This window comes from Campylobacter sp. BCW_6468, from assembly GCF_001762865.1.
Classification (GTDB): domain Bacteria; phylum Campylobacterota; class Campylobacteria; order Campylobacterales; family Campylobacteraceae; genus Campylobacter_D; species Campylobacter_D jejuni.
Map to the genome: position 1 here is coordinate 25973 of NZ_MJXQ01000043.1, position 25515 is coordinate 51487.

20 protein-coding genes are annotated in these 25515 nt (G+C 29.6%); 12 read left to right on the top strand and 8 right to left on the bottom strand.

The features are described from left to right. Positions 1-17: 17 nt before the first annotated feature. From AJ889_RS08755 to AJ889_RS08765, 3 genes are read right to left on the bottom strand one after another with little or no spacing between them, the layout of a single operon-like run. Positions 18-3143, bottom strand: coding sequence for a S8 family serine peptidase (locus AJ889_RS08755; protein ID WP_032584851.1), 3126 nt, complete (start codon positions 3141-3143; stop codon positions 18-20). Between the two features lie 2 nt (positions 3144-3145). After that, positions 3146-4942, bottom strand: a complete 1797-nt coding sequence (glmS, locus tag AJ889_RS08760) for a glutamine--fructose-6-phosphate transaminase (isomerizing) (RefSeq protein WP_002869562.1) — start codon at positions 4940-4942, stop codon at positions 3146-3148. Between the two features lie 4 nt (positions 4943-4946). Then, positions 4947-7295 carry a nucleotidyltransferase gene (locus tag AJ889_RS08765; RefSeq protein WP_002868467.1) on the bottom strand — a complete coding sequence of 783 codons (2349 nt, stop codon included), beginning with the start codon at positions 7293-7295 and terminating at the stop codon, positions 4947-4949. A 143-nt stretch (positions 7296-7438) separates the two neighbouring features. On the opposite strand from AJ889_RS08765, the gene mqnE reads away from it, so the two are divergent. From mqnE to AJ889_RS08795, 6 genes are read left to right on the top strand one after another with little or no spacing between them, the layout of a single operon-like run. Then, entirely contained in the window at positions 7439-8503 is a 1065-nt protein-coding gene (gene mqnE / locus AJ889_RS08770; protein ID WP_032584846.1) for an aminofutalosine synthase MqnE, read from the top strand. Between the two features lie 9 nt (positions 8504-8512). Beyond that, entirely contained in the window at positions 8513-9832 is a 1320-nt protein-coding gene (locus tag AJ889_RS08775; protein WP_032584844.1) for an NCS2 family permease, read from the top strand. Positions 9833-9845: 13 nt separating this feature from the next. Continuing rightward, complete coding sequence (locus AJ889_RS08780) at positions 9846-10289, top strand: phosphoribosyltransferase (protein WP_032584843.1); 444 nt, start codon at positions 9846-9848, stop codon at positions 10287-10289. Positions 10290-10333: 44 nt separating this feature from the next. After that, complete coding sequence (locus AJ889_RS08785; RefSeq protein WP_002902439.1) at positions 10334-11032, top strand: VacJ family lipoprotein; 699 nt, start codon at positions 10334-10336, stop codon at positions 11030-11032. Between the two features lie 9 nt (positions 11033-11041). Next, the gene (locus AJ889_RS08790) at positions 11042-11611 is read left to right on the top strand and encodes an ABC transporter substrate-binding protein (protein ID WP_032584842.1); all 570 of its coding nucleotides are present in this window, start codon (positions 11042-11044) and stop codon (positions 11609-11611) included. Next, entirely contained in the window at positions 11611-14076 is a 2466-nt protein-coding gene (locus AJ889_RS08795; RefSeq protein WP_032584840.1) for an RND family transporter, read from the top strand. The genes AJ889_RS08790 and AJ889_RS08795 overlap by 1 nt, the downstream gene beginning before the upstream one ends. A 30-nt stretch (positions 14077-14106) precedes the next feature. Here AJ889_RS08795 and rdgB read toward each other — a convergent pair whose 3' ends face one another. Continuing rightward, positions 14107-14709, bottom strand: a complete 603-nt coding sequence (gene rdgB, locus AJ889_RS08800) for an RdgB/HAM1 family non-canonical purine NTP pyrophosphatase (RefSeq protein WP_002855675.1) — start codon at positions 14707-14709, stop codon at positions 14107-14109. A 166-nt stretch (positions 14710-14875) separates the two neighbouring features. Between rdgB and AJ889_RS08805 the strand changes: the two genes are divergently transcribed. Next, positions 14876-16177, top strand: a complete 1302-nt coding sequence (locus AJ889_RS08805; protein WP_002860407.1) for an MFS transporter — start codon at positions 14876-14878, stop codon at positions 16175-16177. Here AJ889_RS08805 and AJ889_RS08810 read toward each other — a convergent pair. Next, the gene (locus AJ889_RS08810; RefSeq protein ID WP_002887933.1) at positions 16174-17847 is read right to left on the bottom strand and encodes a 4Fe-4S dicluster domain-containing protein; all 1674 of its coding nucleotides are present in this window, start codon (positions 17845-17847) and stop codon (positions 16174-16176) included. The two genes, AJ889_RS08805 and AJ889_RS08810, sit on opposite strands and share 4 nt — an antisense overlap. 77 nt (positions 17848-17924) lie before the next feature. Between AJ889_RS08810 and selA the strand changes: the two genes are divergently transcribed. From selA to AJ889_RS08830, 4 genes are read left to right on the top strand one after another with little or no spacing between them, the layout of a single operon-like run. Further along, entirely contained in the window at positions 17925-19247 is a 1323-nt protein-coding gene (gene selA, locus AJ889_RS08815) for an L-seryl-tRNA(Sec) selenium transferase (protein ID WP_002909651.1), read from the top strand. Continuing rightward, positions 19244-21049, top strand: a complete 1806-nt coding sequence (gene selB, locus AJ889_RS08820) for a selenocysteine-specific translation elongation factor (RefSeq protein WP_002857930.1) — start codon at positions 19244-19246, stop codon at positions 21047-21049. The genes selA and selB overlap by 4 nt, the downstream gene beginning before the upstream one ends. A gap of 48 nt (positions 21050-21097) precedes the next feature. After that, entirely contained in the window at positions 21098-21808 is a 711-nt protein-coding gene (locus AJ889_RS08825) for a thioredoxin fold domain-containing protein (RefSeq protein ID WP_002934889.1), read from the top strand. 5 nt (positions 21809-21813) lie between these two features. Beyond that, positions 21814-22365: a hypothetical protein gene (locus tag AJ889_RS08830; RefSeq protein ID WP_032584832.1), complete on the top strand. Its 552-nt coding sequence runs from the start codon at positions 21814-21816 to the stop codon at positions 22363-22365. Positions 22366-22387: 22 nt separating this feature from the next. On the opposite strand, the gene fldA is transcribed toward AJ889_RS08830, so the two are convergent. Genes fldA through AJ889_RS08845 form a run of 3 tightly spaced genes read right to left on the bottom strand, consistent with a single transcriptional unit; the run spans position 22388 to position 23891 of the window. Then, complete coding sequence (gene fldA / locus AJ889_RS08835) at positions 22388-22879, bottom strand: flavodoxin FldA (RefSeq protein ID WP_002875987.1); 492 nt, start codon at positions 22877-22879, stop codon at positions 22388-22390. Further along, positions 22879-23574, bottom strand: a complete 696-nt coding sequence (locus tag AJ889_RS08840; RefSeq protein WP_002869570.1) for a hypothetical protein — start codon at positions 23572-23574, stop codon at positions 22879-22881. Before AJ889_RS08840 ends, fldA begins: the two co-directional genes overlap by 1 nt. A 2-nt stretch (positions 23575-23576) precedes the next feature. After that, entirely contained in the window at positions 23577-23891 is a 315-nt protein-coding gene (locus tag AJ889_RS08845; RefSeq protein ID WP_002855637.1) for a DUF2325 domain-containing protein, read from the bottom strand. 171 nt (positions 23892-24062) lie between these two features. Between AJ889_RS08845 and AJ889_RS08850 the strand changes: the two genes are divergently transcribed. Next, on the top strand, positions 24063-25487 hold the full coding sequence (locus AJ889_RS08850) for a catalase (RefSeq protein WP_002869571.1): 1425 nt from the start codon (positions 24063-24065) through the stop codon (positions 25485-25487). Positions 25488-25515: the final 28 nt, after the last annotated feature.

The following is a 25515-nucleotide window of genomic DNA, read 5'->3' on the forward strand; positions in this document are numbered from 1 at the left end:
TAAAAAAATAAATACTTTCAAAAACGTTTTCCTACTGAACTCATTAAATGCAATTCATAGGCATTATGAGAAAATCTATTCATTAACATAAACTGCCAAAATACATTGTTTTTATATAAAAATTCTGAATTAAAACCTTGACTTAAAATATTATCTTTTAATTTATATTTTTGAATAAAAGTAATAGGAAAATCAACAAAACTAGCCTTATTTTCTAAAGTTCTTCCATAAATTCTTTTTTCAAAAATTACAAAAGTAGAAAAAGAAGCTTGATAATCATCTTGCTCTATATTTTTAGCAAGATTAAAACCTAAATTTGCATTTATGCTATGATGTTTTAAACTTTCATAATTTTTAGCAAAAGGACTTTTATTTTCTTTAAAATCTTCTTGATAAAAAAAACTATGTGTAAAATACATTAAAGGATTAAAAATAAAATCTTGACCTAAAATAATATCTTTAGTTACACCAAGCTGGGCTGAAGTTTGCAATGTTTTATATTTGCCTTCAATTGGCTGCTCTACTACAAAACGATTAAGAGTATTAAATCCTACACCTATACCTAATCCACTTAATATTTTTATAAAATCTAAATCATGGTTATAATTAAGCAATAAATCCATGTTATAACTCTTCAAATCACTACCATTATTAAAATTAAATTTAGCGCTAGAAAGAGATAAAGCATAAGCTAAAAAGCCTGATGAGAAATTTTCTCCTAAAGAGATATTAGCACCTGTTTTTTGACCTGAAAAATCTTTATCTTTATAGTATTTATAACTTGGAGTAAGATGCCAAAAATATTCTTCATTGCTAAAAATTCTAGGTAAATAAGTACTAGCAAGTAAGATATTATTGTTTTGTGCAAAATTATTAATATTAAGAGGATGAAGGGTAAATAACATATTATTTTGCATTAAATTAGATTGATTATGATTACTAAAAGTGCTTAAATACCCTGAACCTTCTATTCTATTTAATTTAGTCTTTACATCTATTCCATTATCTAAAGAAGCAAAAAATTCCTGATAAGTCTGACTCAAGTCTGCCCTAGATCGCAATTGTCTTAAAGCATTTCCCAAGCTTGTATTAGGAATTTCGTAAGCATTTGGCTTTAAATTAGGTTTTATTAAGGTTTTATTAATACTCACTAAATCATCACTTAAAACAAAATCAAAATTTAAAGCATAGGTATTTTGTATCAAAACATGATTAAAAGATGATAAACTTTTTTCCAAATCTCCTAAATTAATTTTCACTGGCTTATTTAAGATATAGTATTTAGGTAAAGGAATATATTCTAAATTCCCGCTCTTAATATCATAAGTTTTTGCAATCAGTTTAGAATTTTTATAATTACCAAAATCAAGTTGCAATTTAGAGTCAACTCCTTCTTGAGTATAAGTTCCTTGCACGGTTAAATCATTCAAATCTTCATTTCCAGGTCTAACTATGCCTTTATTGTTTAAATTTTGCCCTACAATACCATTACCGCTTAATATTGCTTTTTGTTCTACATAAGCATTATTTTTAACTTTTCCTTTAAGCTTTAATTCTCCTTGTTTGATTAAAGTTGCACCCTCATAAGTATTTTGACCACTGATAATCAAAATACCTTCACCTTCTTTAGATAATCCTATGTTAAGATTAGCTAAATGTGTAGGTTTATTAATAGCACTTGATAAATGAGTACTTTCATCCCATTTTCTTTGACTAATATCATTAGAAAATTCAGCATCATAACCTGCAGTGTTTATAGTATAATAAGCTGTATTAGGTTCTTGCTCATATTTTAATACATCCTGATCACTGAGTCTGTTTGCATCTAAAATACTCAGTCCTTTTAACGCCTTTTGTGCATCTAAAATTCCTTGTCCAAATAATTCTTCTTTCTCAACTCTAACTACTCCATTAATAGAACTAATAGTAGAAGTATTAAGTTTTTGTGACTGCGCACTATCTCTATTATCCCAAATATAATCACTATAATCAATCCATTGTCCATTAACTTGAACTTGTATTCCATTGTAAAGCTGTTTTAAATCCCGTTTTATTTCATCTTCTATCCTAGGCGGATCTTGCGAAATATACACAATAAGAAATTTAGGTTGATTTGTTCCATCGGTTACTTGTTTAACAGTAAATTTTGGAGCCTTATAATTTTTATTTGCTGTACTTAACAGTATATCAGCAATTTGCTTACCATCCAAAAAGGGGAAATTTTGCTTGACCAGTGCCGCTGTTCCACTTACCATAGGTGCTGCCATAGAAGTTCCACTTTTTTTTGTAAACTTATCATTAGTGCTTGAATCAACATTATTAATATTTACTCCAGCAGCAACTAAAGAAAAATTCGTAGCTCCCTTAAAACCATTACTAAAATCAGCCAAACCTTGACTTTTAATTATTAAAGTCCCATCTGATTCTAAAGTAATCTCATTTGCATCCAAAGCTCCAACAGCCAACCAAGCTCTTAAAGATTCATCATAACTTGGTAAAATCGCATGCAAAGCAGGGCTAAGAATTCCTTCATTACCAGCAGCAAATACATTTAATACTCCCTTGTCCTTGCTAAGCCTCATCATATCATTAGCAACCTTATCTGCTTTCATAACATATTCCAAAGGAGTATTACAGATATTATAGCTTGTCCCTTGATTAGTTTGAGCACAATCTACTAATCCAGAATTTGAAGCCTTAAGATTAAAATAAGGATAAAAATTAATACCCCAACTATTATTAATAATACTCACATCTTTGAAAAAATTATAAATATCAGGAATTTGAGTGTAAGAGCCATTTGGAAACACCCCAGCTCCATAAAATTTTGCCCCATAAGCCACTCCATAAGGTTTGCTATCGCCTATCTTTGCTCCAACAGCTATACCTGCTACATGACTTCCGTGTGTTGATTTTTTCAAATCAGGTATAAGCTGTTTCCCAGCTGTATCAGTAGGATAAGTAGACTTTAAAATCTTATCCTTTAAACTAATATGATCTTGATTAAAAGCATCATCGGCTACACCTATTATAATAGTATCTCCACTATACCCTAGCTTATGTACTTTATCAATATGATGAAGTTCAAATTCGCTTAAAGCAAAAAGTTTACAAACTAAAGTTAAACAAAAAAATTTTTTCATTTCTATTCTACCGTTACGCTTTTAGCCAAATTTCTTGGCATATCCACATCATTGCCAAGTCTTATGGAAATTTCCATCGCCAAAAGTTGAGTAATGACCATCATTTCAAAAAATTCACACATATAATGATCTTGCTCATTGGTTTTTATAAAATCATCACTTAAATCAAATTCTAAAGGTGAAATGCTAAGCACTGTAGAATCCCTAGCAATAAGCTCTTCAACATTTGATTTTGTTTTTTCATAAAGCATGTGCTTTGGCATTAAAGCTATAGTATAAAGCTTAGAATCAGCCAAAGCAATAGGGCCATGTTTCATCTCTCCTGCAGGATAACCCTCAGCGTGAAGATAAGATAATTCTTTAAGTTTCAAAGCTCCTTCTAAAGCCAAAGGATAAAACACATCTCTGCCTATAAAGAAAAAGCCATGTCCATCTAAATAACGCTTGGATAAACGATGAATTTTTTCATGTAAAGCCTGTTTTACACTCACGCAATTTGGAGTATGCAAAAGTGCTTTAATTTCAGCAGAAACATTTAAATTTCTTTTTTGTGCCATAAAAATAGCAAGCATCCAAAGTGTTAAAACCTGAGTAGCAAAAGCTTTAGTTGAAGCAACTCCTTTTTCTATGCCCGCACGAGTTAAAAGACTTAGATGTGCTAAACGCACTATATTAGAATTATCCACATTGCAAATTGCAAAAGTCTTAGCACCCTGCTCTTTTGCAATCTTTAAAGCCTCTAAAGTGTCTGCTGTTTCTCCACTTTGAGAAATAACGATAAATAAAGAATCTTTTTTTATAATTGCTTCACGGTATCGAAATTCACTTGCAATTTCTACTTTAGCTTTAACTTTAGCAATTCTTTCAAACAAATAAGCACTTGCCATTGCAGCATGATAGCTTGTTCCACAAGCACAAAGCGTGATTTCATCTACTTGACTTAAATCTTCATTGTTTAGCTCATCAAAAACGACTTCATCGCCTTGAATACGCCCCATTAAAACTTCACTCATCACGCGACTTTGTTCATAAATTTCTTTTTCCATAAAAAAACGAAAGCCGTCTTTTTTTGCATAAGCCTTATCGCCTGAAAGCTTAGAAAAACAAAGTGATTTTAAAATATCATTTTCATAAACGACAAGCTCATCTTTACTCGCGTATCCCAAGCTTAAATCTTCAAGATACATTACCTCATCACAACTTCCTATCAAAGGCGCATCACCTGAAGAAAAATACCATTCTTTATTTGCATTTTTACCGATAATCAAAGGAGCAGCATTTTTTGCAAAATACACATGATTGGGATCTTTTTTTGTTACTAACAAAGTAGCAAAAGCACCGCGAAGTTCTTTGATGGTTTTTTGCCAAGCTTCAAAAACTCCCAAATTTCTTGCATATAATTCAAAAAGCTGGACAATAACTTCTGTATCGGTTTGACTTAAAAAACTCACGCCTTCTTTTTCAAGTTTATCTTTGATTTCTTTATAATTTTCTATAATACCATTGTGAATCACACAAGAATACTGTCCTAAATGAGGATGTGCGTTGATTTCAGTAGGCTTACCATGAGTTGCCCATCTTGTATGACCTATAGCAAAACCATAACCTTGACTTTCAAAATCCGTGCATTTATTCGCCAAATTTTCAAGCTTTCCTACAGCTTTAAAAAAACTGAGCTCTCCTTCTTGCATCACTGCCATACCCGCACTATCATAGCCACGATATTCCAATTCTTTAAGTCCATTTAGTATAATTTGTTTTTTTTCATTATTTCCTATATAACCTACGATTCCACACATTTTTTTACTCACTTATTAATAAATTAACTAACTTTTGCTCGCTATGTTCTAATTTTTCATTCTTTTGAAAAATAAAAATATTACGCGTCCTTTGTCTTATGGTTTGAATTTTTGCTGCACATAAAACAAGTTCAAGTTCATTAAAAACATTCATCAAATACGCCATTAAACCCTGCTGATCTTTCGTATTAAGACCTAATTTAGCATACATTTTAGAATAGTTTAAGTCTAATTTTAACTCATCTTTTTTAATGATTGGCTTTTTAATTTTTTTCAAATTAAAACCAGAAAGATTTGAATTTAAAAGCTCGCAAAGTTTTAGTTTTTGCTCATCACTGATAATATTATCATATTCAAATCTTAAATAAATTTTATTATCAAAAAGTTCAAAAAAATTCATGAAAATAAGATTTAAATTTGTTAAAGAACTTAAAATAATGGCAATATTAAAATGAAGTGGTGCAACAATTTGCAAACTAAGATTTGTTTCATTATTAAACCAAAATTTAAAATCATTTTCTTTGGCTAATTTAGAAATCATAACAATATCTTCAAAAGTATTTTTTATAATAAAAAGATTTGATTTGATATGTATGATTTTATCTTGCAAAATTTCATCTTGCTCTAAAAAAATCTTACTTCTTTTAAGTGTTAATTCTTTTTTTACTCTTCTTGCGCTTTCTTCAAGTAGATTTTCATCTTCAAAACCTTGTTTTGCATTTTCTAAAAGTTTATCAAGAACTCTAAAATAAAAAGCATTATAATTTAAAGCCTTAGCCTTTAGCCAAGTTAAAGTATATAAAAGCTCTAAATTTTCTAAATTTTCTAGCTTAGAAACCAAGCTACTTACAACAATAGGATTGTATATATCTTCTTTTTCTACAAGATCTTTTAAGGCATTATTGTTTTTAAATATCTTAAGACCCCATTCTAAAATTTCATTCTTTAAATCAAATTTAGAGCAATACGCTCTATATATGCCTGCTAAAGAAATTTCATTTTCACTTTCTATAGCGCTTAAAAGTATCACAAGCTTTAAAATCATTTTTTCATCGGTTTTAAGTTTTTGGAGTATCTCAAGCTCATCTTCGTATTTTTCAAATTCACTTAACATAAGAAAAACTTGCTCATCAAAACTATAATTTCCTTCTTCATCGCTTAAAAAACGAACTGTCCAAAAAGGCTTACATAAATCTTTTAAAATTCCACTATCAAGCAAAAGTTTTAAAACACAAAAACTATGCCTTTTATAAAAAATTTTCTCAAAAAGTATTAAAGCTTTTTCTATATCTTTTTTACCGTATTTCAATCTTCTTAGGGCAAAAACCAAGTTAAGATCGAAAATAACATGTTTATCTTCAAGTTTTAATAAGTATTCTAAAACTTCCACAAGAGTTTTAAATTTATATTCTTGTTTAAGAGTATGATTTAATCCATCTTGAATTTGCTTTGCTAAAAAGTGTGTATAAAAACCTATAGTATGCATACTTTGCAAAGCCTTTTGAACCAACAACTCATTTGCTCCAAAATGTTTTTTAGCTTTTTTATACATTAATTCACTCAAATCATGAACATTAATAAGTAAAAATTCATCCTCATCTTTAGCACTTAATAAATTCATCGCTGATTTTAAAGAAAGTAAAAAATCTCCAGCTAAACGCAACTCGCTTAAATTTTTTTCATCTATAAAATTTAAAGCATAATTTTTTGGAGAAGTCTTAAAAAGAACAAGCAAACTCTCTAAGGATCTTAAATGATTTAATCCGCCAAAATCTTTTAAGATATTAAATTCTTGCTTTATAAATGGAATGTCAAATTCTTTAAAATTTTCTAGCAAAAGCTTGGCAAAATCATTTTTATTTTCTTTTAAAATACTCTCAAATTTTGTCTTAATCCCTTTAAATAAAATCCTAGAACCACATATGAAACGAGTTTGTATTATAGAAGTCTTAAGCTCATTGCTAGCATTATAAAGTCCATTAAATTCTAAGATAACCGAATCAATTTGCAAATGCGCATCATTTAAAATTTCGATAAAAGCCTTAATCATAGGTTTTAAATGAAAAGCCTTAATATCTTTATAAACAAAAATCAAAGAAATACTTTCATTAAAACAAAGACTATTATTTGCATATGCTTTGCTTGCTAAAACACAAAAAGGGATATTATCACTTGGAGGTGAAAAATCATCAAAATAATCTTTAAGAACTATATCATAAGCTTTTTTTATGAAATTATCCATATTTTTAGAATGATATAAGCTAAACGCCCCTTGCTTAAGAAAAAATTTTCTACAACTTTGGGTATAGGAACTAAGATTTTTTTTAAAAATTTCTAATTCTTTATTTAACAAAATTTCTACTCTCTTTAAAATTTTAATATTTTAATAATAATCTTAACAAAAATATCTTTTATTTTGGCTTTTTCTATAAACTCTTTTTCAGTAAGCAAAAATTATAATGCTTTATTTAAAAACAGCAAAAGAGTAAAATTAAAATGAAAAATTTAATCGCCAAACTAGAAAATGAAGAAAGATTAAACCAAGAAGAAGCCAATGCACTTTGGGATCTAGATCTTTTTACCTTAGGCAAATACGCTCACAAAAAACGCACTAAACTTCATGGAAAAAAAGTCTATTTTAATATCAATCGCCATATCAACCCAACTAATATCTGTGCAGACACCTGTAAATTTTGCGCCTTTTCAGCGCACCGAAAAAATCCTAATCCTTATTTGATGACTCATGAAGAAATCATGAAAATCGTCGATGAAACTGTAAAACGAGAAACCAAAGAAGTGCATATCGTTTCAGCTCACAACAAAGATACAACTTGGCAATGGTATTTAGAAATTTTTAAAATGATAAAAGAAAAATATCCTAATCTTCATGTAAAAGCTATGACTGCTGCTGAAATTGATTTTTTACATCGTCGTTTTAAAATGAGTTATGAAGAAGTGATAGAAAAAATGCTTGAATACGGCGTTGATTCCATGCCAGGCGGTGGAGCTGAAATTTTTGATGAAGAAGTGCGTAAGAAAATTTGTCATGGAAAAGTTAGCAGTGAAAATTGGCTTAAAATTCATAAACTTTGGCATGAAAAAAGCAAGCAAAGTAATGCTACCATGCTTTTTGGACATATAGAAGAAAGACATCACAGGATCGATCATATGTTAAGACTGCGTGATCTTCAAGATCAAACCGGTGGATTCAATGCTTTTATCCCTCTAGTTTGGCAAAGGGATAATAGCTTTATACAAACTGATAAAATCATGGATAGTGAAGAAATTTTAAAAACCATTGCCATTTCTCGTTTAGTGCTTGATAATATCAAAAATATCAAAGCTTACTGGGCAACAATGACTTTAAATTTAGCCATGGTAGCACAAGAATTTGGAGCTAATGATTTAGACGGCACTATAGAAAAAGAAAGTATACAAAGTGCAGGTGGTGCAAAGTCCGCCAAAGGCACAAGTTTAAAAACTTTTATCGATATGATAAAAACTTCAAATCTTATTCCTGTAGAACGCGATAGTTTATACAATGAGCTAAAAACCTACTAAGGAGAAAAAATGAGCTTTTTTAAACTCAAAGAAAACAATACGAGTTTTAAAACCGAAGTTATAGCAGGACTTACTACTTTTTTAGCTATGGTTTACATTATCCCCGTAAATTCTAGCATAGTAGGAAATACAGGAATGCCTATAGAAGCTTTAATCACCGCAACAGCTTTAATTACCATAGTTGCAAGTGCTTTTAATGCTTTTTTTGCCAATACTCCTGTAGCTATGAGTGTAGGAATGGGTTTAAATGCTTATTTTACCTTTGCGGTTTGTTTAGGTCAAAACATAGCTTGGCAAAGTGCCTTAGGAGCTGTTTTTATTTCAAGTATTATTTTTCTCATACTTTCTTTTACGCATTTTCGCCTTTGGGTAATCCGCAATATCCCAAAAGATTTACGCCTTGCAATTTGTGCGGGCATAGGTTGTTTTATTGCATTTTTAGGCTTAAGTCAAATGGGTGTGATAATGCATAATAAAGATACCTTAGTAAGCATAGGAAATTTCAAAAGCCCTCATGTGCTTTTTGGAATTTTTGCTCTAGCTTTAATCATCTTTTTTTGGGCTATAAAACTTCGCGGAGCTTTTATTTTGGGGGTATTAGCAAGCTCTATTATTGCTTGGATTTTCCATTTAGACAATGCAAGTTTTCCTGTGCAAATCTTTTCTTGGCCAAATTTTAGCATGGAAAATGGTTTAGGAGCCATCTTTTTACAACTTGATATCAAAAGCGCCTTAAATATTACTATGATACCTATAATTCTTACTTTTTTTATCACTCAACTTTTTGATAGCATAGGAACTATCACAGGTGTGGGTGAAAGAGGAAAGATTTTTGATGATCCCAAAAATGGAGAAAAAAAACTAAGCAAAACCTTAATGGCAGATGCAACAGGATCAGCCTTAGGAGCTATGACAGGCACTTCTACAGTTACAGCCTTTGTTGAAAGCACTACAGGGGTTGAAAGCGGAGGAAGAACTGGGCTTACAGCTTTAGTTGTAGCTATTTGTTTTGCTTTTACACTTTTTTTACTGCCACTTTTTAAAGCCATTCCTGCAAACGCAATATACCCCGTACTTGTAATGGTTGGAATTTTAATGTTTATGGAAGTTAAAAATATAGATTTTAAAGATAGTGCTATAGCTGTAGCAAGCTTTTTTACTATCATCATGATGCCTTTTACTTACTCCATCACCACAGGTTTTGCTTTTGGTTTTCTTTCTTATTTACTTGTAAGAATTTTTAAACGCGAATGGGATAAAATCAATCTTGGCATTATAGTTTTAAGTTTATTATCTTTGGGTAATTTTTTACTTATGGCACTACAATAAATAAGGATATATAATGATATTTTACTCCTATGAAGAATTTAAAGAAGATGTAAAAATTCTTGCTAAAGAAATTAAAGAAGATTTTAACCCTGATGCACTTTTAGCTATAGCAAGAGGGGGAATGAGTTTAGGACACTCTTTAGCAGCGGCTTTAAAAACGCGTCAACTTTTTGCTTTAAACTCAATTCATTACGATAATACGAAAAAACTTGATACTATTGAAATTTTTAACATTCCTGATTTAAGCAAGCACAAAAAAATTCTACTCATTGATGATATAGTAGATAGTGGAGAAAGTTTAGCAGAAATAAAAAAAGTTTTGCTTGAAAAATTTCCTCATATAGAACTTAAAATTACAACCATTTTTTACAAAAAAACCGCTCTTTTAGAGCCTGATTTTAAAGTAAAAGAAGCTACTGAATGGGTGGATTTTTACTGGGATATAAACCTTGATTAAAAATTTGCTATAATTTTACTTTTAAAATTTTTAGGAGTTTTTGCTTGAGAATAAAATTTATATCTTTTATTTTATTTTTTTTTGCTATTTTTGCTTTTGCTAAAGAACAAAATTTAGATGATTTCGAACAAGAATACCAAAACTATCAAGTAAACGATCCACTTTCAGGATATAACAAAGCTATGACAAGTTTTAATGTGGCTTTGTATGATTATGGTTTGCGTCCCGTTCTTAAGGGCTATAACACTATCACTCCTGAATTTATAAGATTAGGGGTAAGAAATTTCTTTGATAATTTACTTGCTCCTTTGCGTTTTGTAGGCAATATTTTGCAGTTTAAATTTGAAGAAGCGGGAGAAGAATTTAAAAGATTTACCGCCAATACCATTATGGGCTTTGGTGGACTTATGGATGTGGCATCAAAAATGGGTCTTAAAAAACATCCCGCGGACTTAGGAACCGTTTTGGCTCACTGGGGTGTAGGAAGCGGTTTTCATATTGTCTTACCTATACTCGGCCCTAGTAATCTTAGAGATACTCTTGCTTTACCTGCAACTTGGTATGCAAGTTTTACTGCTTACATTGATCCTACTTGGGCAAGTATAGCTATAAGTGCTTATGGATTTGGTAATGAACTTAGTTTTAGACTTGATGAAATTGATGAAATTTATCACAACACGCCTAATTTATATCCATTCTTGCGTGATGCTTACGAGCAAAGACGCAATGAACTTAGCAAATAAAGGAAAATAATGAAAAAAATATTTTTAATCTTGGTTTTATTTTTTAATGCTTTTGCCTTGCAGCTAGATGAAATTTCTAGTACTATGCAAAAAAACATTGATGCAAGCTTAAAACTTTTACAAGATAGCAAAGAAGACAAAAAACAAGCTGCTGATGGAATTTTTAAACTTTTTGATAGCATAATAGATTATAAACTCATGGCAAAACTCAGTCTTTCGAAAAATTATTCTAAATTAAATCCAAAAGAACAAGAAAAATTTACCACAGCCTTTGAAGCAAGTCTTAAAAAAAGTTTTACCGATAAACTCAGTCTTTATAAAGATCAGGTTTTAAAGGTCAAAAATGGTGAGTTAAAAAATGAAAAACGCTATTTTTTAACTACTTCTATGGTAGTAGATGGGGAAGAAAAAAATATCATTTTTAAATTTTACAATGATAATAATAACTGGCTTATTTATGATGTAGATGTTTTAGGTGTGAGTATAGTACAAACTTATAGATCACAATTTGGAGATATTTTAACCAACCAAGGCTTTGATGCCCTACTTCAAAAACTTGAAAGTATTGTCATAGAATAATGTTTGCAAAGCTTTTAAAGTTTTTTATTTCTCGTCCAAAAAGTACTTTTTTTGGAACCTTGTTTATATGCCTGTTTTTAAGCTTTTTTGCTTTTAAGCTTAGTGTAGATGCAAGTGCTGAAAGTTTACTTTTAGAAGATGATACAGATTTAAAAACTTTTAGAGAAATTTCAAAACATTATAAAAGTGATAATTTTTTACTTTTAGCCTTCAAACCCTATGATGAAAAACCTTTTTCAAATGAAAATTTAGCCAAATTAAAAAAACTTCATGAAGAATTAGAAAAGGCCCCTTTAGTAGAGCGCGTTTTTAGCATCATCAATGCCCCTTTGCTTCAAAATTCACAAAATACGGATTTAAAAGAACTGTTAAAAAATATCCCAAACATAGAAAGCCAAGATATAAACCGCACAAAAGCCCGAAATGAAATTTTAAATAGTCCCTTTTATAAAAATAATATCATCTCAAAAGATGGAAAAGTAACAGGGCTTATTATTTACTTAAAGCCTGATACAGTTTATAATAATCTTATAGAAAAACGCGATCTTGCTACCGATGAAAAAGATCAAATTCGTCTTGCCATAAAAGAACATCAAGACAAGCAAAAAGTTATCACGAAACAAAGTCTAGATACTATTAAAAGCATAGTTCGAAATTATGAAAAAAATAAAGATACGCTCTACCTTGGTGGCGTAAGCATGATCGCTGATGATATGATAGCTTATATAAAATCTGATCTTGTGCTTTATGGTGTTTCTCTTGTATTTTTACTAGGACTTGCACTTTATTATTTTTTCCGTTCATGGCGCTTTGTTTTTTTACCTCTTTTTATTTGTTTTATAAGCTTAAGTGCAGCTAGTGGAGTTTTTGCACTTTTAAATTTTCAAATCACAGTTATTTCATCAAATTACATTGCTTTGGTTTTAATTATCACCTTAAGTGTAGTTGTTCATTTGATCACGCATTTTATCGAAAATACCCAAAATCATCCCAAAGCTAAAGTTGAGCGCATAGTGCTTGAAACCTTACTAGCCAAAGCAAATCCTAGCCTTTATGCCATTGTTACAACGATGATAGGATTTTTTTCTTTAATGCTTTCAAATATCGAACCTATCATAAAACTTGGTATTATGATGAGTATAGGTATAGGTTTAGCTCTTATCTTTAGTTATTTATTTTTAGCAAGTATCTTAGTTCTTTTAAAACCAAAAAACTATCATAAAAAAGAGTTTAAATTTAATCTTTTAGCCTTTTGTGCTAAAACCGCTCTTGATCCTAAAAAGCGTCGCATGATTTATGGAATTTCAGTTCTTGCTATAATCTTAGCTTTAATAGGCATTTCAAAACTCAGAGTTGAAAATTCTTTTGTCAATTATTTCAAAGATGGCAGTGAAATCAAAAAAGGACTTTTGGTTATTGATAAAAATCTAGGTGGAACCTTGCCTTTAGAAGTCATCATTCGTTTTCCAAATAATAAAAACGATCAAAATACAAGCAATACTCTTGATAGTTTTGAAAGCGAATTTGAAAATTTAGCCACACAAGAAACTTATTGGTTTGACTCTAAAAAAACACGCATTGCAAAAAAAGTTCATGAATTTTTAGAAAATAAAGAATTTGTAGGCTCGATTTTAAGTCTTAATAGTCTTTTAACCCTAGGGAAAAATATCAACGATGGAAAAGAGTTAGATGATTTTGCTCTTGCGTTTTTAAATGAGAATTTACCTGCTAAATTTAAACAAGACTTGCTTTCACCTTTTGTAAGTATAGAGAATAACGAGTTAAGATTTAGTATGCGTATTGTTGATTCTGATCCGAATTTAAGACGTAATGAATTTTTAATAGATCTTAAAAAACAGCTCAACGAGCTTGTAAAAAATGATGGAGTAGAAGTTCAAATCACAGGTATAATGGTACTTTATAATAATATGCTCCAAAGTCTTTTTTCATCGCAATTTGATACTCTTATATTTGTAATTTTAGCTATTTTTATACTTTTTATCATTGTTTTTAGAGATTTAAAATTTTCAGTTGCGGCTATATTGGTAAATGTTATTCCTTTAAGTGTGGTTTTTGCTCTTATGGGGCTTTTAGGTATTCCTTTGGATATGATGAGTATTACTATAGCTGCTATTGCTATAGGTATAGGCGTTGATGATGCTATACATTATATTTATCGTTTTAGGGAAGAAATTAAAAACAAAAGCCTAGAAGAAGCCATTATGATTTCTCACCTTAGTATAGGTTCGGCACTTTATTATACCACAATTAGCATAGTTTTAGGTTTTAGTGTTATGATGAGTAGTAATTTCATTCCAACGATTTATTTTGGAATTTTAACCGTTTTTGTAATGATTTTGCTTTTAAGTGGAAGTTTGTTCTTATTACCAAGCTTTTTAATAACTATTTATTCTAAGAAAACCAAGTTTCCAAACCAACATAAAGAGCATATATTAAAACAATAATAGCTATATATTTTAAAAAATTTTTCATTTTTATCCTTTATTTAAAATCTTTAAAATGATTTTTGCAAGCTCTAAAGCTTTAAAACGATGAGAGATATTATTCTTCTCATCCACGCTAAGTTGGGCTAAGGTTTTATCAAAACCCTTTGGAATAAAAAGGCTATCATAACCAAAACCATTTTCACCTTTTTCTGTATCTATTACTTTTCCATGCATGGTTCCATGCGTACTAAATTCCCCCATCAAACCTACCATAGCAATAGCAGCAACATAATGCGCCTTACTTTGTTTAAAACCTTTTTTTATCATTTCATTGACAAGTTTATCACGGTTACTTTTATCATCGCCCTTACCGCTAAATCGAGCAGAATAAATTCCTGGATTTCCTTCTAAAACATCTACACAAATGCCGCTATCATCACTTAAAGCGATAAAATCTTTTTTTTGCTTTTCATCCAAAGCATTAAAAACCGCTCTTGCTTTAATCAAGGCGTTTTCTTTAAAAGTTTTTCCATTTTCTTCAATCTCAAAAGGCATTAAAACTTCATCAAAAGCATAAATTTCAAAATCTTTTAAAATTTCTTTAAGTTCTAAAACTTTATGTTTATTGCTCGTAGCTAGGATAATCTTCATAACAAAAGCTCCAAAATAATATCAAAAACAAAAATATGATTTTATAAAATTTATCCTTGTGCGTAGCTTTTAAATATCAAATGATAAAACGATGTTAATCAATGCTTAATCCATTTCATAGTAAAATTATCCTAATTTAAATTTCAAATTTAATAGGAAATTGATAATGCTAAATTATGTCTTACCCTTATCTTTCATAGTTGGAACAAGATTTTTTGGGCTGTTTATAGTTTTGCCAGTTTTAAGTCTTTATGCTTTAAAACTTGAAGGTGCTAATGAATTTTTAGTGGGACTTTTAGTTGGTGTTTATGCCTTAACTCAAATGATTTTACAAGTGCCTTTTGGGATTTTAAGTGATAAAATTGGTCGTAAAAAAACCATGCTCATTGGACTGATTATTTTTATAATAGGCTCTTTAATCTGCTCTTTTGCGGAAAATATTTACACCATGCTTTTAGGAAGAATGCTCCAAGGTGCAGGAGCTATTGGAGCTGTGGCTACAGCAATGATAAGTGATTTTATCACAGAAGAAAATCGTGGTAAAGCCATGGCGGTAATGGGTTCTTTTATAGGACTTAGTTTTGCAGCTTCTATGGTGATCTCTCCTTTAATGAGTGCAAAATGGGGTTTATCTAGCCTTTTTGATCTTAGTGCAGCTTTGTCTCTTTTATGTATAATTTTGCTTTATACTATTGTACCTAAAGAAAACAAAATCACTCATGAAAATGAAAAAACTCCTTTTTTTCATCTTATTAAACAAAAAAATTTAGCCCTTATGAATCTTACTAATTTCATGCAAAAAATGCTTATGAGTATAGCATTTTTAAGCATTCCTATCATTCTAGTAAAACATTTAGGCTTTGCTTCTGATAAACTTTGGATTGTTTATAGCGCTTCTATGGTAGCAGGTTTTATCGCTATGGGCTTTGCTGGAAGTTTAGGCGAAAAAAGAGGTTTAGCTAAACAAATTTTACTCTTAGGAATTGTTTTTTTCATACTTTCTTATCTTTTCTTTGCTTTTAGTAATTCTATAGATTTTTTTATCATAGCAGTTGTGATTTTTTTTATAGGTTTTAATTTACATGAGCCTATTATGCAAAGTTGTGCATCAAAATTTTGTAAAGTTCATGAAAAAGGTGCGGCATTAGGGTTGTTTAATGCTTTTGGATATGGTGGAAGTTTTATAGGTGGTATTATCGGAGGGATATTTTTACATCTAGATGCCTTAAATCTTTTAGCTATTATTTTAGTAATTTTAGCTCTAATTTGGCTTGTAGCATTATTTTTCTTAAAAAATCCAGCTGATTTTAAAAACCTTTATCTACCTTTAGAAACACCTTTAAATTTCAGTACTTTTAGTGAAAATTTAGGGGTTGTAGATATTTATAAAAACTCTAAAAATCTTGTTGTTAAATTTGATAGCAAACTTACAAATAAAGAAGAATTAGAAGGCAAAATTAAGATCTAATTTTGCCCCGCAAAACCCATTGCTTTTATCATCACTTTTGCCTTGCAATCTGCACAGCAATAAAGTGTTTTGATTTTATTTTCATCATTACCAAATTTAGGTTTCATTAAATTGGCTATTTTTTCTACAGCTTTTTTGGTCGCAAATTCTTTACCGCATTCTATACAGGAAAAAAGCCCATCTTTTGCCATGGTTTGATATTCAAAATAAGAAGCTCTAAACTCCATTCCACTACGAAATAATTTTAAAGTATCTTTTTCAGCACAACTTAACTCACAATACCCACAAGTCGTACAAAGAGAAGCATTGAATTTCAAAGCATTTTCTTGTTTATCAGCGATTAAAGCTCCTACATTACAGGCACCCACACAAGAAAGACAAAGCGTACAGGTATTAGGATTGATTTCTACCTTACCATAACGCAACCATTCGCCACTTTCTATACTACCAAAATCTTCATTTTTTATCATTTCTTGCATTCTTTTGGCAAAATTTTCTCTTGTAGTTAAGGTGTTATTATGAAAATCATATTTTAAATCTTGTATGAATTCTTGCTCTTTTAAAACATTTTGCAATTCTTTTTCATCTTTAGCAACAAAAATAGCTTTTTTTTGAAATTTTCTCTCAAAAAAAGTATTTAAAAGCATAATGGCTTCATTGCTACCACGAGATACAAAGTCCGTATAAAAAACCAAATTTGCACCACTATTTTGCAAAAGTGTTAAAAAATGCATAGAAGAAAGCCATTTTTCACCCTCTATCATAAAGGGTAAAACATCTTTTGGTAAAGCAAGGTTTAAATTTTCTAAAGACATTTTTTTAGGAATAATTAAAATTTTTTTATCTTTATAAAACTCACAAAGGGTAAAAAAACTTTCTCTTGGCATAGGAGCATAATCAAGCGATCCGCTAGGACACACACTAATACATCCTCCACAACCCAAACAATCCACTTGAGAAAATTCTAAATGCTTTTTTTCATCATCTTTTAAAATCGCTACAGTAGGACAAATTTCAGCACATTTTGCACAATGTTCACTGCGTCTTTCGTGGTATTGACACACGCTAGCATTATAGCTAATATAAGTTTTATAAGGATATTTTGGACTTTTACTTTGCAAAAACTCAAGCAATACTTCAAGATTTTCAAAATTTAAAAGATTATAACATCCACTTTGTCTTGTAAAATCTTTACGCACAACGCTTAAATCTTCAGCTTTAAAAAGTAAAAAATCAAAATCTATTTCCACTTCTTCGCCTTGATTTTTAACCACAGCACAAAGCTCCCCTACACTTCCAAAAACAGCTAAAATTTCTGCACTGCTTAAAGCAATAACCTTAAATCCATGTTCTTTTAAAAACTCGACAGTTTGAGTATCACTATCTACTAAAATCAAACGATTTTGCACTTCTTTGCTTTGTTCTAAATCAAGCCCTAAATCATAAACGCTAGCTCTTGCTTTATAAAGCGTTAAAACATTTTTACTTTGATCTAAAATTTCATCTTGAGAATTTTTAAGATAAAAATTAATCTCAGGGGCATAAATTTGTGCTTTTTGATTTTTATCATTGCAAATTAATGCTTCTTTATCATTTGCCTGATCTAAAATTTCAATAGCATCAGGCAAAGGGATTAAAACATCATTTTTTATATAAACAAAATCTTGCATTGTCTTCCTTAATCTCTTTAAAACATCATTTTATAAATTCTATGTTAAAATAACCAAATATTTTCTTAAGGCTTAAGATGAACAAATTTAGAACTTTTCCACAGATTAACACTCTTATTGAAGATGAGAGTTTAAAATCCTATCCTTTTTATATCAAAGCATTTTTTTGTAAAAAAGTTGTCGCAAAACTAAAAGAAAATTTTTCCCAAGATGAAATTTCTAAAGATAAACTACTTTTAGAAATCAAAAAAGAAATCAAAACTTTTTACCGCAAAGATTTACAAAGTGTGATTAATGCAAGCGGAGTGGTTATACACACAAACCTTGGCAGAAGTGTAATCCATGAAGAACTTTATGAAGCGTGTAAAGATATCATTTGTAATTATTCTAATGTAGAGTTTGATTTAGAAAATGGAAAAAGAGGCTCTCGCTATGCTTTGGTATTGGAAAAACTTAAAATGCTTTTTGAATGCGAAGATGCTTTAGTAGTCAATAACAACGCTGCAGCAGTTTTTTTAGTGCTTAATTCTCTTTGTTATGATAAAGAAGTCATAAGCTCAAGAGGAGAACTTGTAGAAATTGGCGGAAGTTTTCGTGTGCCTGAAGTGATAAAAGCTGCAGGTGTAAAGCTTTGCGAAGTTGGAACTAGTAACAAAACACACTTAAAAGACTATGAACAAGCTATCAGTGAAAATACCGCTCTAATTTTAAAAACCCACAAGTCTAATTTCGCTCTTATGGGTTTTCATAGTGAAGTAAATATAAAAGATCTACATGAACTAGCAAAAGAAAAAGGGCTTTTGAGTTATTATGATCTAGGTTCTGGCTGGTGTGAAAATTTAAATGAAAAGCTGATTAAAAATGAACCTAAAATCAAAAAACTCGTACAAGAATGTGATATTTTAAGTTTTAGTGGAGATAAACTTTTTGGTAGTGTGCAAGCAGGCATTATACTTGGAAAAAAAGAACTCATAGAAAAACTTAAACAAAATCAACTTTTAAGAATGCTAAGAGTGGATAAATTAACCCTATCTTTTTTAAATGAAAGCTTAAAAGCTTATTTACAAAAAGATTATGAAAAAATTATTACCTTAAAACTTTTAAATGATGACTTATCCTTTATAGAAGAAAAAGCTTTAAGAGTGCAAAAAGAATTAAAATTTCAAACCCAACTCAAAAAAAGCAAAAGTTTAGTAGGAGGAGGTTCTATGCCTGATAAAAGTTTAGATACTTATATACTAACTTTTCAAGGAGATGCTTTAAAACTACAAACTCGATTTAGAAAAGAAAATATCATAGGACGCATTGAAAATGATGAATTTGTTCTTGATTTTAGAACTATACGAGAAAATGAACTTCAAAAACTTATTCTTACAATTAATCAAATGGAAAACTTATGAAATCTGTTATTATAGGAACCGCAGGACATATTGATCATGGAAAAACTTCACTCATTAAAGCTTTAAATGGTTTTGAAGGCGATAGTTTAAAAGAAGAACAAGAAAGACAAATCACCATTAATTTAAGTTTTTCAAATCTTAAATTAAAAGATAAAAACATTTCTTTTATCGATGTTCCAGGACATAAAGATTTGGTTAAAACTATGGTAAGTGGAGCTTTTGGCTTTAGTGTTTGTTTATTTGTCGTAGATATTAACGAGGGTTTAAAAGAACAAAGTTTAGAACATTTAGAAATTTTAAAAATTCTTGATATTAAAAATATCATTTTAGTACTTAGCAAATGCGATCTTTGTGAAAACATAGAGCAAAAAAGTGTAGAAATTTTAGAAGAGTTAAAAAATTTAGATTATCCCATTTTAAAAGTATTTCATACCAGTATAAAAAATAATCAAGGCATAGAAGAATTAAAAAATTATCTTTATACCATAGAAAACAAAGAAAATGATGAAGAACTGATTTTTCATTATTATATCGATAGAGTTTTTTCTCTAAAAGGTATAGGAACTGTCGTTACAGGCAGCTTGAATGAAGGAAGTATCACTTTAAATGAAAAAATCATCTGTTTAGACACTCAAAAAGAACTCATTGTTAAAAATATACAAAATCACGATACCAATCTAGAGCAAATCAAAGCTTGCAACCGTGTGGCTTTAAGTTTAAATTGTGATTATAAAGAGTTGAAAAAAGGTTATTTACTAAGTAAAAAAGGTTATTTTAAAGCCTTTAAAGAATGCGATGCTTTAGTTAAAGCAAAAAATTTACAAAATAGCAAAATGATTTTTTGCGTGGGTTCAAGACAAATAGAATGCAAAATAAATATATTAAAAAAACTAGAAAATGATGAATTTTTTGTGCATTTTAGTTTTGATAAAAATGTATTTTTAAGTTTTGATGAGGCTTTTATTTTATTACAAAACAATCGTGTTATAGGCGGTGGTAAGGTTTTAAATCCTTTAAGCGAACCTTTAAAAAAAGAACAAAAAAATAAATTTTTAATGTTTTTGAAAAATAAAGATTTTAAAGCGGCTTTTTCTTTCTTAAAAGACGCACACAAATACGGCTTTGGCTTGCTTTCAAGTTATCAGAGATTTAAACTTTCTCATCAAAAAGCATTGAAATTAGCAAAAGAATTAAATCAAGTATTTGTTGATGAAAAAAATCTTAATGTATATCATTTACAAAGTCTAGAAGAAATTAAAAATTTCATCAAATTCATACTTGAAAAAAATCCTTATGCCATGCTTTCAGCACATTCTTTAGCTTTAAGGATTACTTGGGCAAGTGAAAATTTTTGCGAACTCGGGCTTAAAGAGATGTCAAATTTATTGGATTTTCAAAATGGAATTTATTTTAAAAAAGGCATAGATTTTGAAAAACTTCAAGAAAAAAACAATAACCAAATGTATGAAATTTTAAAAAAACAAGGTATTAAACCCGAAGCTCCTTATAATCTTTATGATTTTTTAGAACTTGATAGAAAAAGCGGAGATAATATACTCAAAAAACTTACCCAAAAAGGCTTAGTTGTAAGACTTTCACACAATCTTTTTATAGAAAAACAAGCTCTTGAAAAACTTATGCAAGAATGTTTAAATTTATTAAAAAATCAAAGTCTTGATGTGCAAAGTATGAAAGAATATTTCAATCTTTCAAGAAAATATGCTATTGCTTATTTAGAATACTTAGACAAATTTCCTCAAGTAAGCAAAGAAGCTGAAAAAAGATTTTTAACAAACATTTAGAAAATCATTATAGAATTAAACATAATTTATTTAAAGGATTTGTAAACTATGAAAAAATTAAGTTTAATTCTTGCCTGTTCAGCATCTTTGTTTGCTGCAAGTAATTCAGAAATTAGTGATTTTTATTCAAAAAGCATTAAAGCACAATTTCCAAATACTACCGTTAGTGTATCAAATCGTCAAAAGGTTGGTAATACGGGTTTTGAAAGTGTTATTGTAAGCGTTGAATTAAATGGACAAAAACAAGAAAACATTCTTTTTACAAAAGATAGTCTTATTACCCCTGATCTTATCGACTTGAAAACGGGAATTTCTTATGCTCAAGAATATGAAATGAAAAAATTTCAAGAAGCAAGAGAAAATTTTACAAAAAATGCTAAAGCTGTAACACAAAAAGAAACCATGGTAATAGCTTTGGGAGATAAAAATAAACCTGCAATTTATGTTTTTTCGGATCCTGAATGCCCTTATTGTAGAGAACATTTAGCTCAAATTGATAATGAACTTAAAAACTATCAAGTTAATTATATTTTAACTCCAGTACATGGAAAATCTGCTTTTGAAAAATCCGCTCTAATCTACAAAGAAGCAAAAAAAGCAAAAAATGATAAAGAAAAAATCGCAATTTTAAACAAATACTATGATGCAAATATCAAAAATTATCCAAAAGTAAGCGATGCAGAATTAAAAGAAGTTTTTTCCTTATATGAAAAATATCGCTCATTAGGTCTTAGCGCTACTCCAACTATTATTAAATAAACCTAATGTCTAAAATTACTTTAATTTTAAGCTTTTTTATAACACTCTTTATGAGTGCTTGCACCAATGCAACTTTCACACAAAGCTTTATTCAAACAAGCAATGAAGGCATTTTTATCAGATCACAAAAACAACAAAGTTTTAAAATTTCCTTTCAAAATCCTAGTCAACTTCAAACTACTCTAGATAGAGATTTGGCTTTAAAACTTAAAAATTTAGGCTTAAAAGAAGTAAAAGAGAATGCAGATTATGAAATTTTAATCAATCTTGTAGATATGAAAAAGCATTCTTATGCTCAAAAAATCACAACTTCAGCAAGATTTTTTTATGATTTTGATCCTTTGGAAAGCGATGGAGAATGGATGGTAGAAAACTACTATACTATGCAAGTTAATTTACAAATCAACTCTAAAAATCACAATTCTCAAAAAACAAGTCTTCTTGCAAGAACAGCTTATCTTGGAAATAAAGAACGCTGTCAATTATCTTTAGAAAATAAAATTATAAATCAAATAGTGAGTTTTTTTATTTTTAAGAAAAGACAATCAAGAGTATAAAAACTCTTGATTTTAAGAATTATTAAGCAAAATAAGGTTTGATTTGTTCTATCCAAGCATCAATTCTTGATTCAGTTTGATCTTCTTGATTATCATTGTCAAGAGCAAGTCCAACAAATTTACCATCTACAACCGCATCACTTGCTTCAAATGTATAACCATCAGTTGAAACTTCTCCTACCAAATTTGCGCCTGCATCTTTTAAATTTTGAGCTAATTTACCCATGCCACCACAAAAAGTATCAGAATAACTTTCACTATCACCCATACCAAATACAGCTACGGTTTTTCCACCAAGACTAAGCCCTGAAAAATCAAAACCATCCCAATCATCTTGTAAATCACCACTTCCCCAAGTTGAAGTTCCACAAATTAATTTATCGTAAGAATTTATTTTAGCTGCATCAATATCTGAGATATTAAAAACATCGCTAATTCCAAGTTTTAAAGCAATTGTATTAGCCGCTCCTTCTGTATTCCCCATAGCACTACCATAGATTACTGCTACTGACATTATTTTCTCCTTATAATTTGATTTGATATTTTATACGGAACTAATTTTAACATAGTTTTGTTTAAATCACACAAAAAATGTTTTATTTCAATAAAATGTGTGAAATTTTTGTTACGCGGACAAACAATATAAAATTTTTCAAAATTGTTTTCTTTTATCAAATTCAATAATCCATGAATTTCATTTTCAATTTTTAAATTATGTGTATTAATCTCTTTGCAAAGTGGTAAAATTGCAAATTTCTTATCTATTATAATAAGATCACCATCTTGATCTATATTTTTTCCATTATTTTGAAAAGAAACCTTATCATAAACATAAGAGCTAAATAAAATTTGCGCATCAAAACAAATGCCATAAAGATAAATTCTTAAAAGTCTTAAAAGATCGACATTCTTAGATATTTTAGTATTAAAAATTAAGCTTTTTCTTTTTTGAAAGTAAAAAGCGTATGCATTAAGCTTGATATTTATATTTTGAATCTTACCAAATGAAACATGCATTATATCATGTAAAAAATTTCCAAATATCATTTTTAAACTCTTGGTATTTTTTGCATATGAAAGAGGAATTTTTAGAGCGCTATCAACGCTCGCATTATATTGAGTTAAAAAAGTCAACATAAGCTCTTGATTGTTTAAATAGCGATAAATTTGCGGTATAAATTCTTGCTTATCATCAAATCCAAATAACATCTTTAACCTTTATAGCAAGAAAATTCTTTATTAAGATTAAAAATTTTACAATATTCACAATACACACAACTTACACTTCTTTTTGCACAAACTAATGGAATTTTACGCTTTTTAGCTTCATTTTTGATTTTTTTCATAGTATTATGATTTAAAAAGCTTGTTAACATTACTATACATTCTGTATCACAAGGAATCGGCTTACGATTAACTCTATTTTCATTACGCGCATCCCAGTGTTCTATTTTTTTAGCACCTAAATCATGTAAAACAGCTCTAATAGGAGTGATTTCATCTGCACCAATAACCAAAACTGACATAAATTCTCCTTTGTGATTTTTAAAATATATTTTGATAATTATTATTATAATATAAAAAAACTAAATTTATTTTGAAATTTATTATCAATAAAATGCAATTATTCAGTTAATTTTAATTTTTAATAGATATAATTTACTAATTGATAAAATTTATTATTTTAGGAGAAAACAATGAAAAAATTGACTAACGATTTTGGAAACATTATAGCCGATAACCAAAATTCATTAAGCGCGGGTGCAAAAGGACCTTTGCTTATGCAAGATTATCTTTTGCTTGAAAAACTTGCTCATCAAAATAGAGAAAGAATTCCAGAAAGAACCGTTCATGCCAAGGGAAGTGGGGCTTATGGAGAAATAAAAATCACCGCTGATTTATCTGCTTATACTAAGGCAAAAATATTTCAAAAAGGAGAAATAACTCCTCTTTTCCTACGCTTTTCTACTGTTGCAGGTGAAGCAGGTGCAGCAGATGCTGAGCGTGATGTACGTGGATTTGCCATTAAATTTTACACCAAAGAAGGAAACTGGGATTTAGTAGGAAATAATACTCCAACTTTTTTTATCCGTGATGCGTATAAATTTCCTGATTTCATTCATACTCAAAAAAGAGATCCAAGAACTCATCTAAGAAGTAATAATGCTGCTTGGGATTTTTGGAGTTTATGTCCTGAAAGTTTACATCAAGTAACCATTCTTATGAGCGATAGAGGAATTCCTGCAAGTTATCGTCATATGCATGGATTTGGAAGCCATACTTATAGTTTTATTAATGATAAAAATGAAAGATTTTGGGTGAAATTCCATTTTAAAACCCAACAAGGGATTAAAAATCTTACCAACCAAGAAGCTGCCGAGCTTATAGCAAAAGATAGAGAAAGTCATCAAAGAGATCTCTATAATGCTATAGAAAATAAAGATTTTCCAAAATGGAAAGTTCAAGTTCAAATTCTTGCTGAAAAAGATATAGAAAAACTTGGATTTAATCCTTTTGATTTAACAAAAATTTGGCCTCATAGTCTTGTGCCTTTGATGGATATAGGCGAAATGATTCTAAACAAAAATCCTCAAAATTATTTTAATGAAGTTGAACAAGCTGCCTTTAGTCCAAGCAATATCGTTCCTGGAATTGGCTTTAGCCCTGATAAAATGTTGCAAGCTAGAATTTTTTCATATCCTGATGCACAAAGATATAGAATAGGAACTAATTATCATCTTTTGCCCGTAAATCGTGCAAAAAGCGAAGTGAATACTTACAATGTCGCTGGTGCTATGAATTTTGATAGTTATAAAAATGATGCAGCTTATTATGAACCAAACAGCTATGATAATAGCCCAAAAGAAGACAAAAGCTATCTTGAACCTGATTTAGTCTTAGAAGGCGTAGCACAAAGATATGCTCCACTAGATAATGACTTTTATACTCAACCAAGAGCTTTATTTAATCTTATGAATGATGATCAAAAAACTCAACTTTTTCATAATATCGCCGCTTCTATGGAGGGAGTTGATGAAAAAATTATCACTAGAGCTTTAGAACATTTTGAAAAAATTTCACCTGATTATGCAAAAGGAATTAAAAAAGCTTTAGAAAAATAATTTTTACTTGCCACTTTTGGTGGCAAAC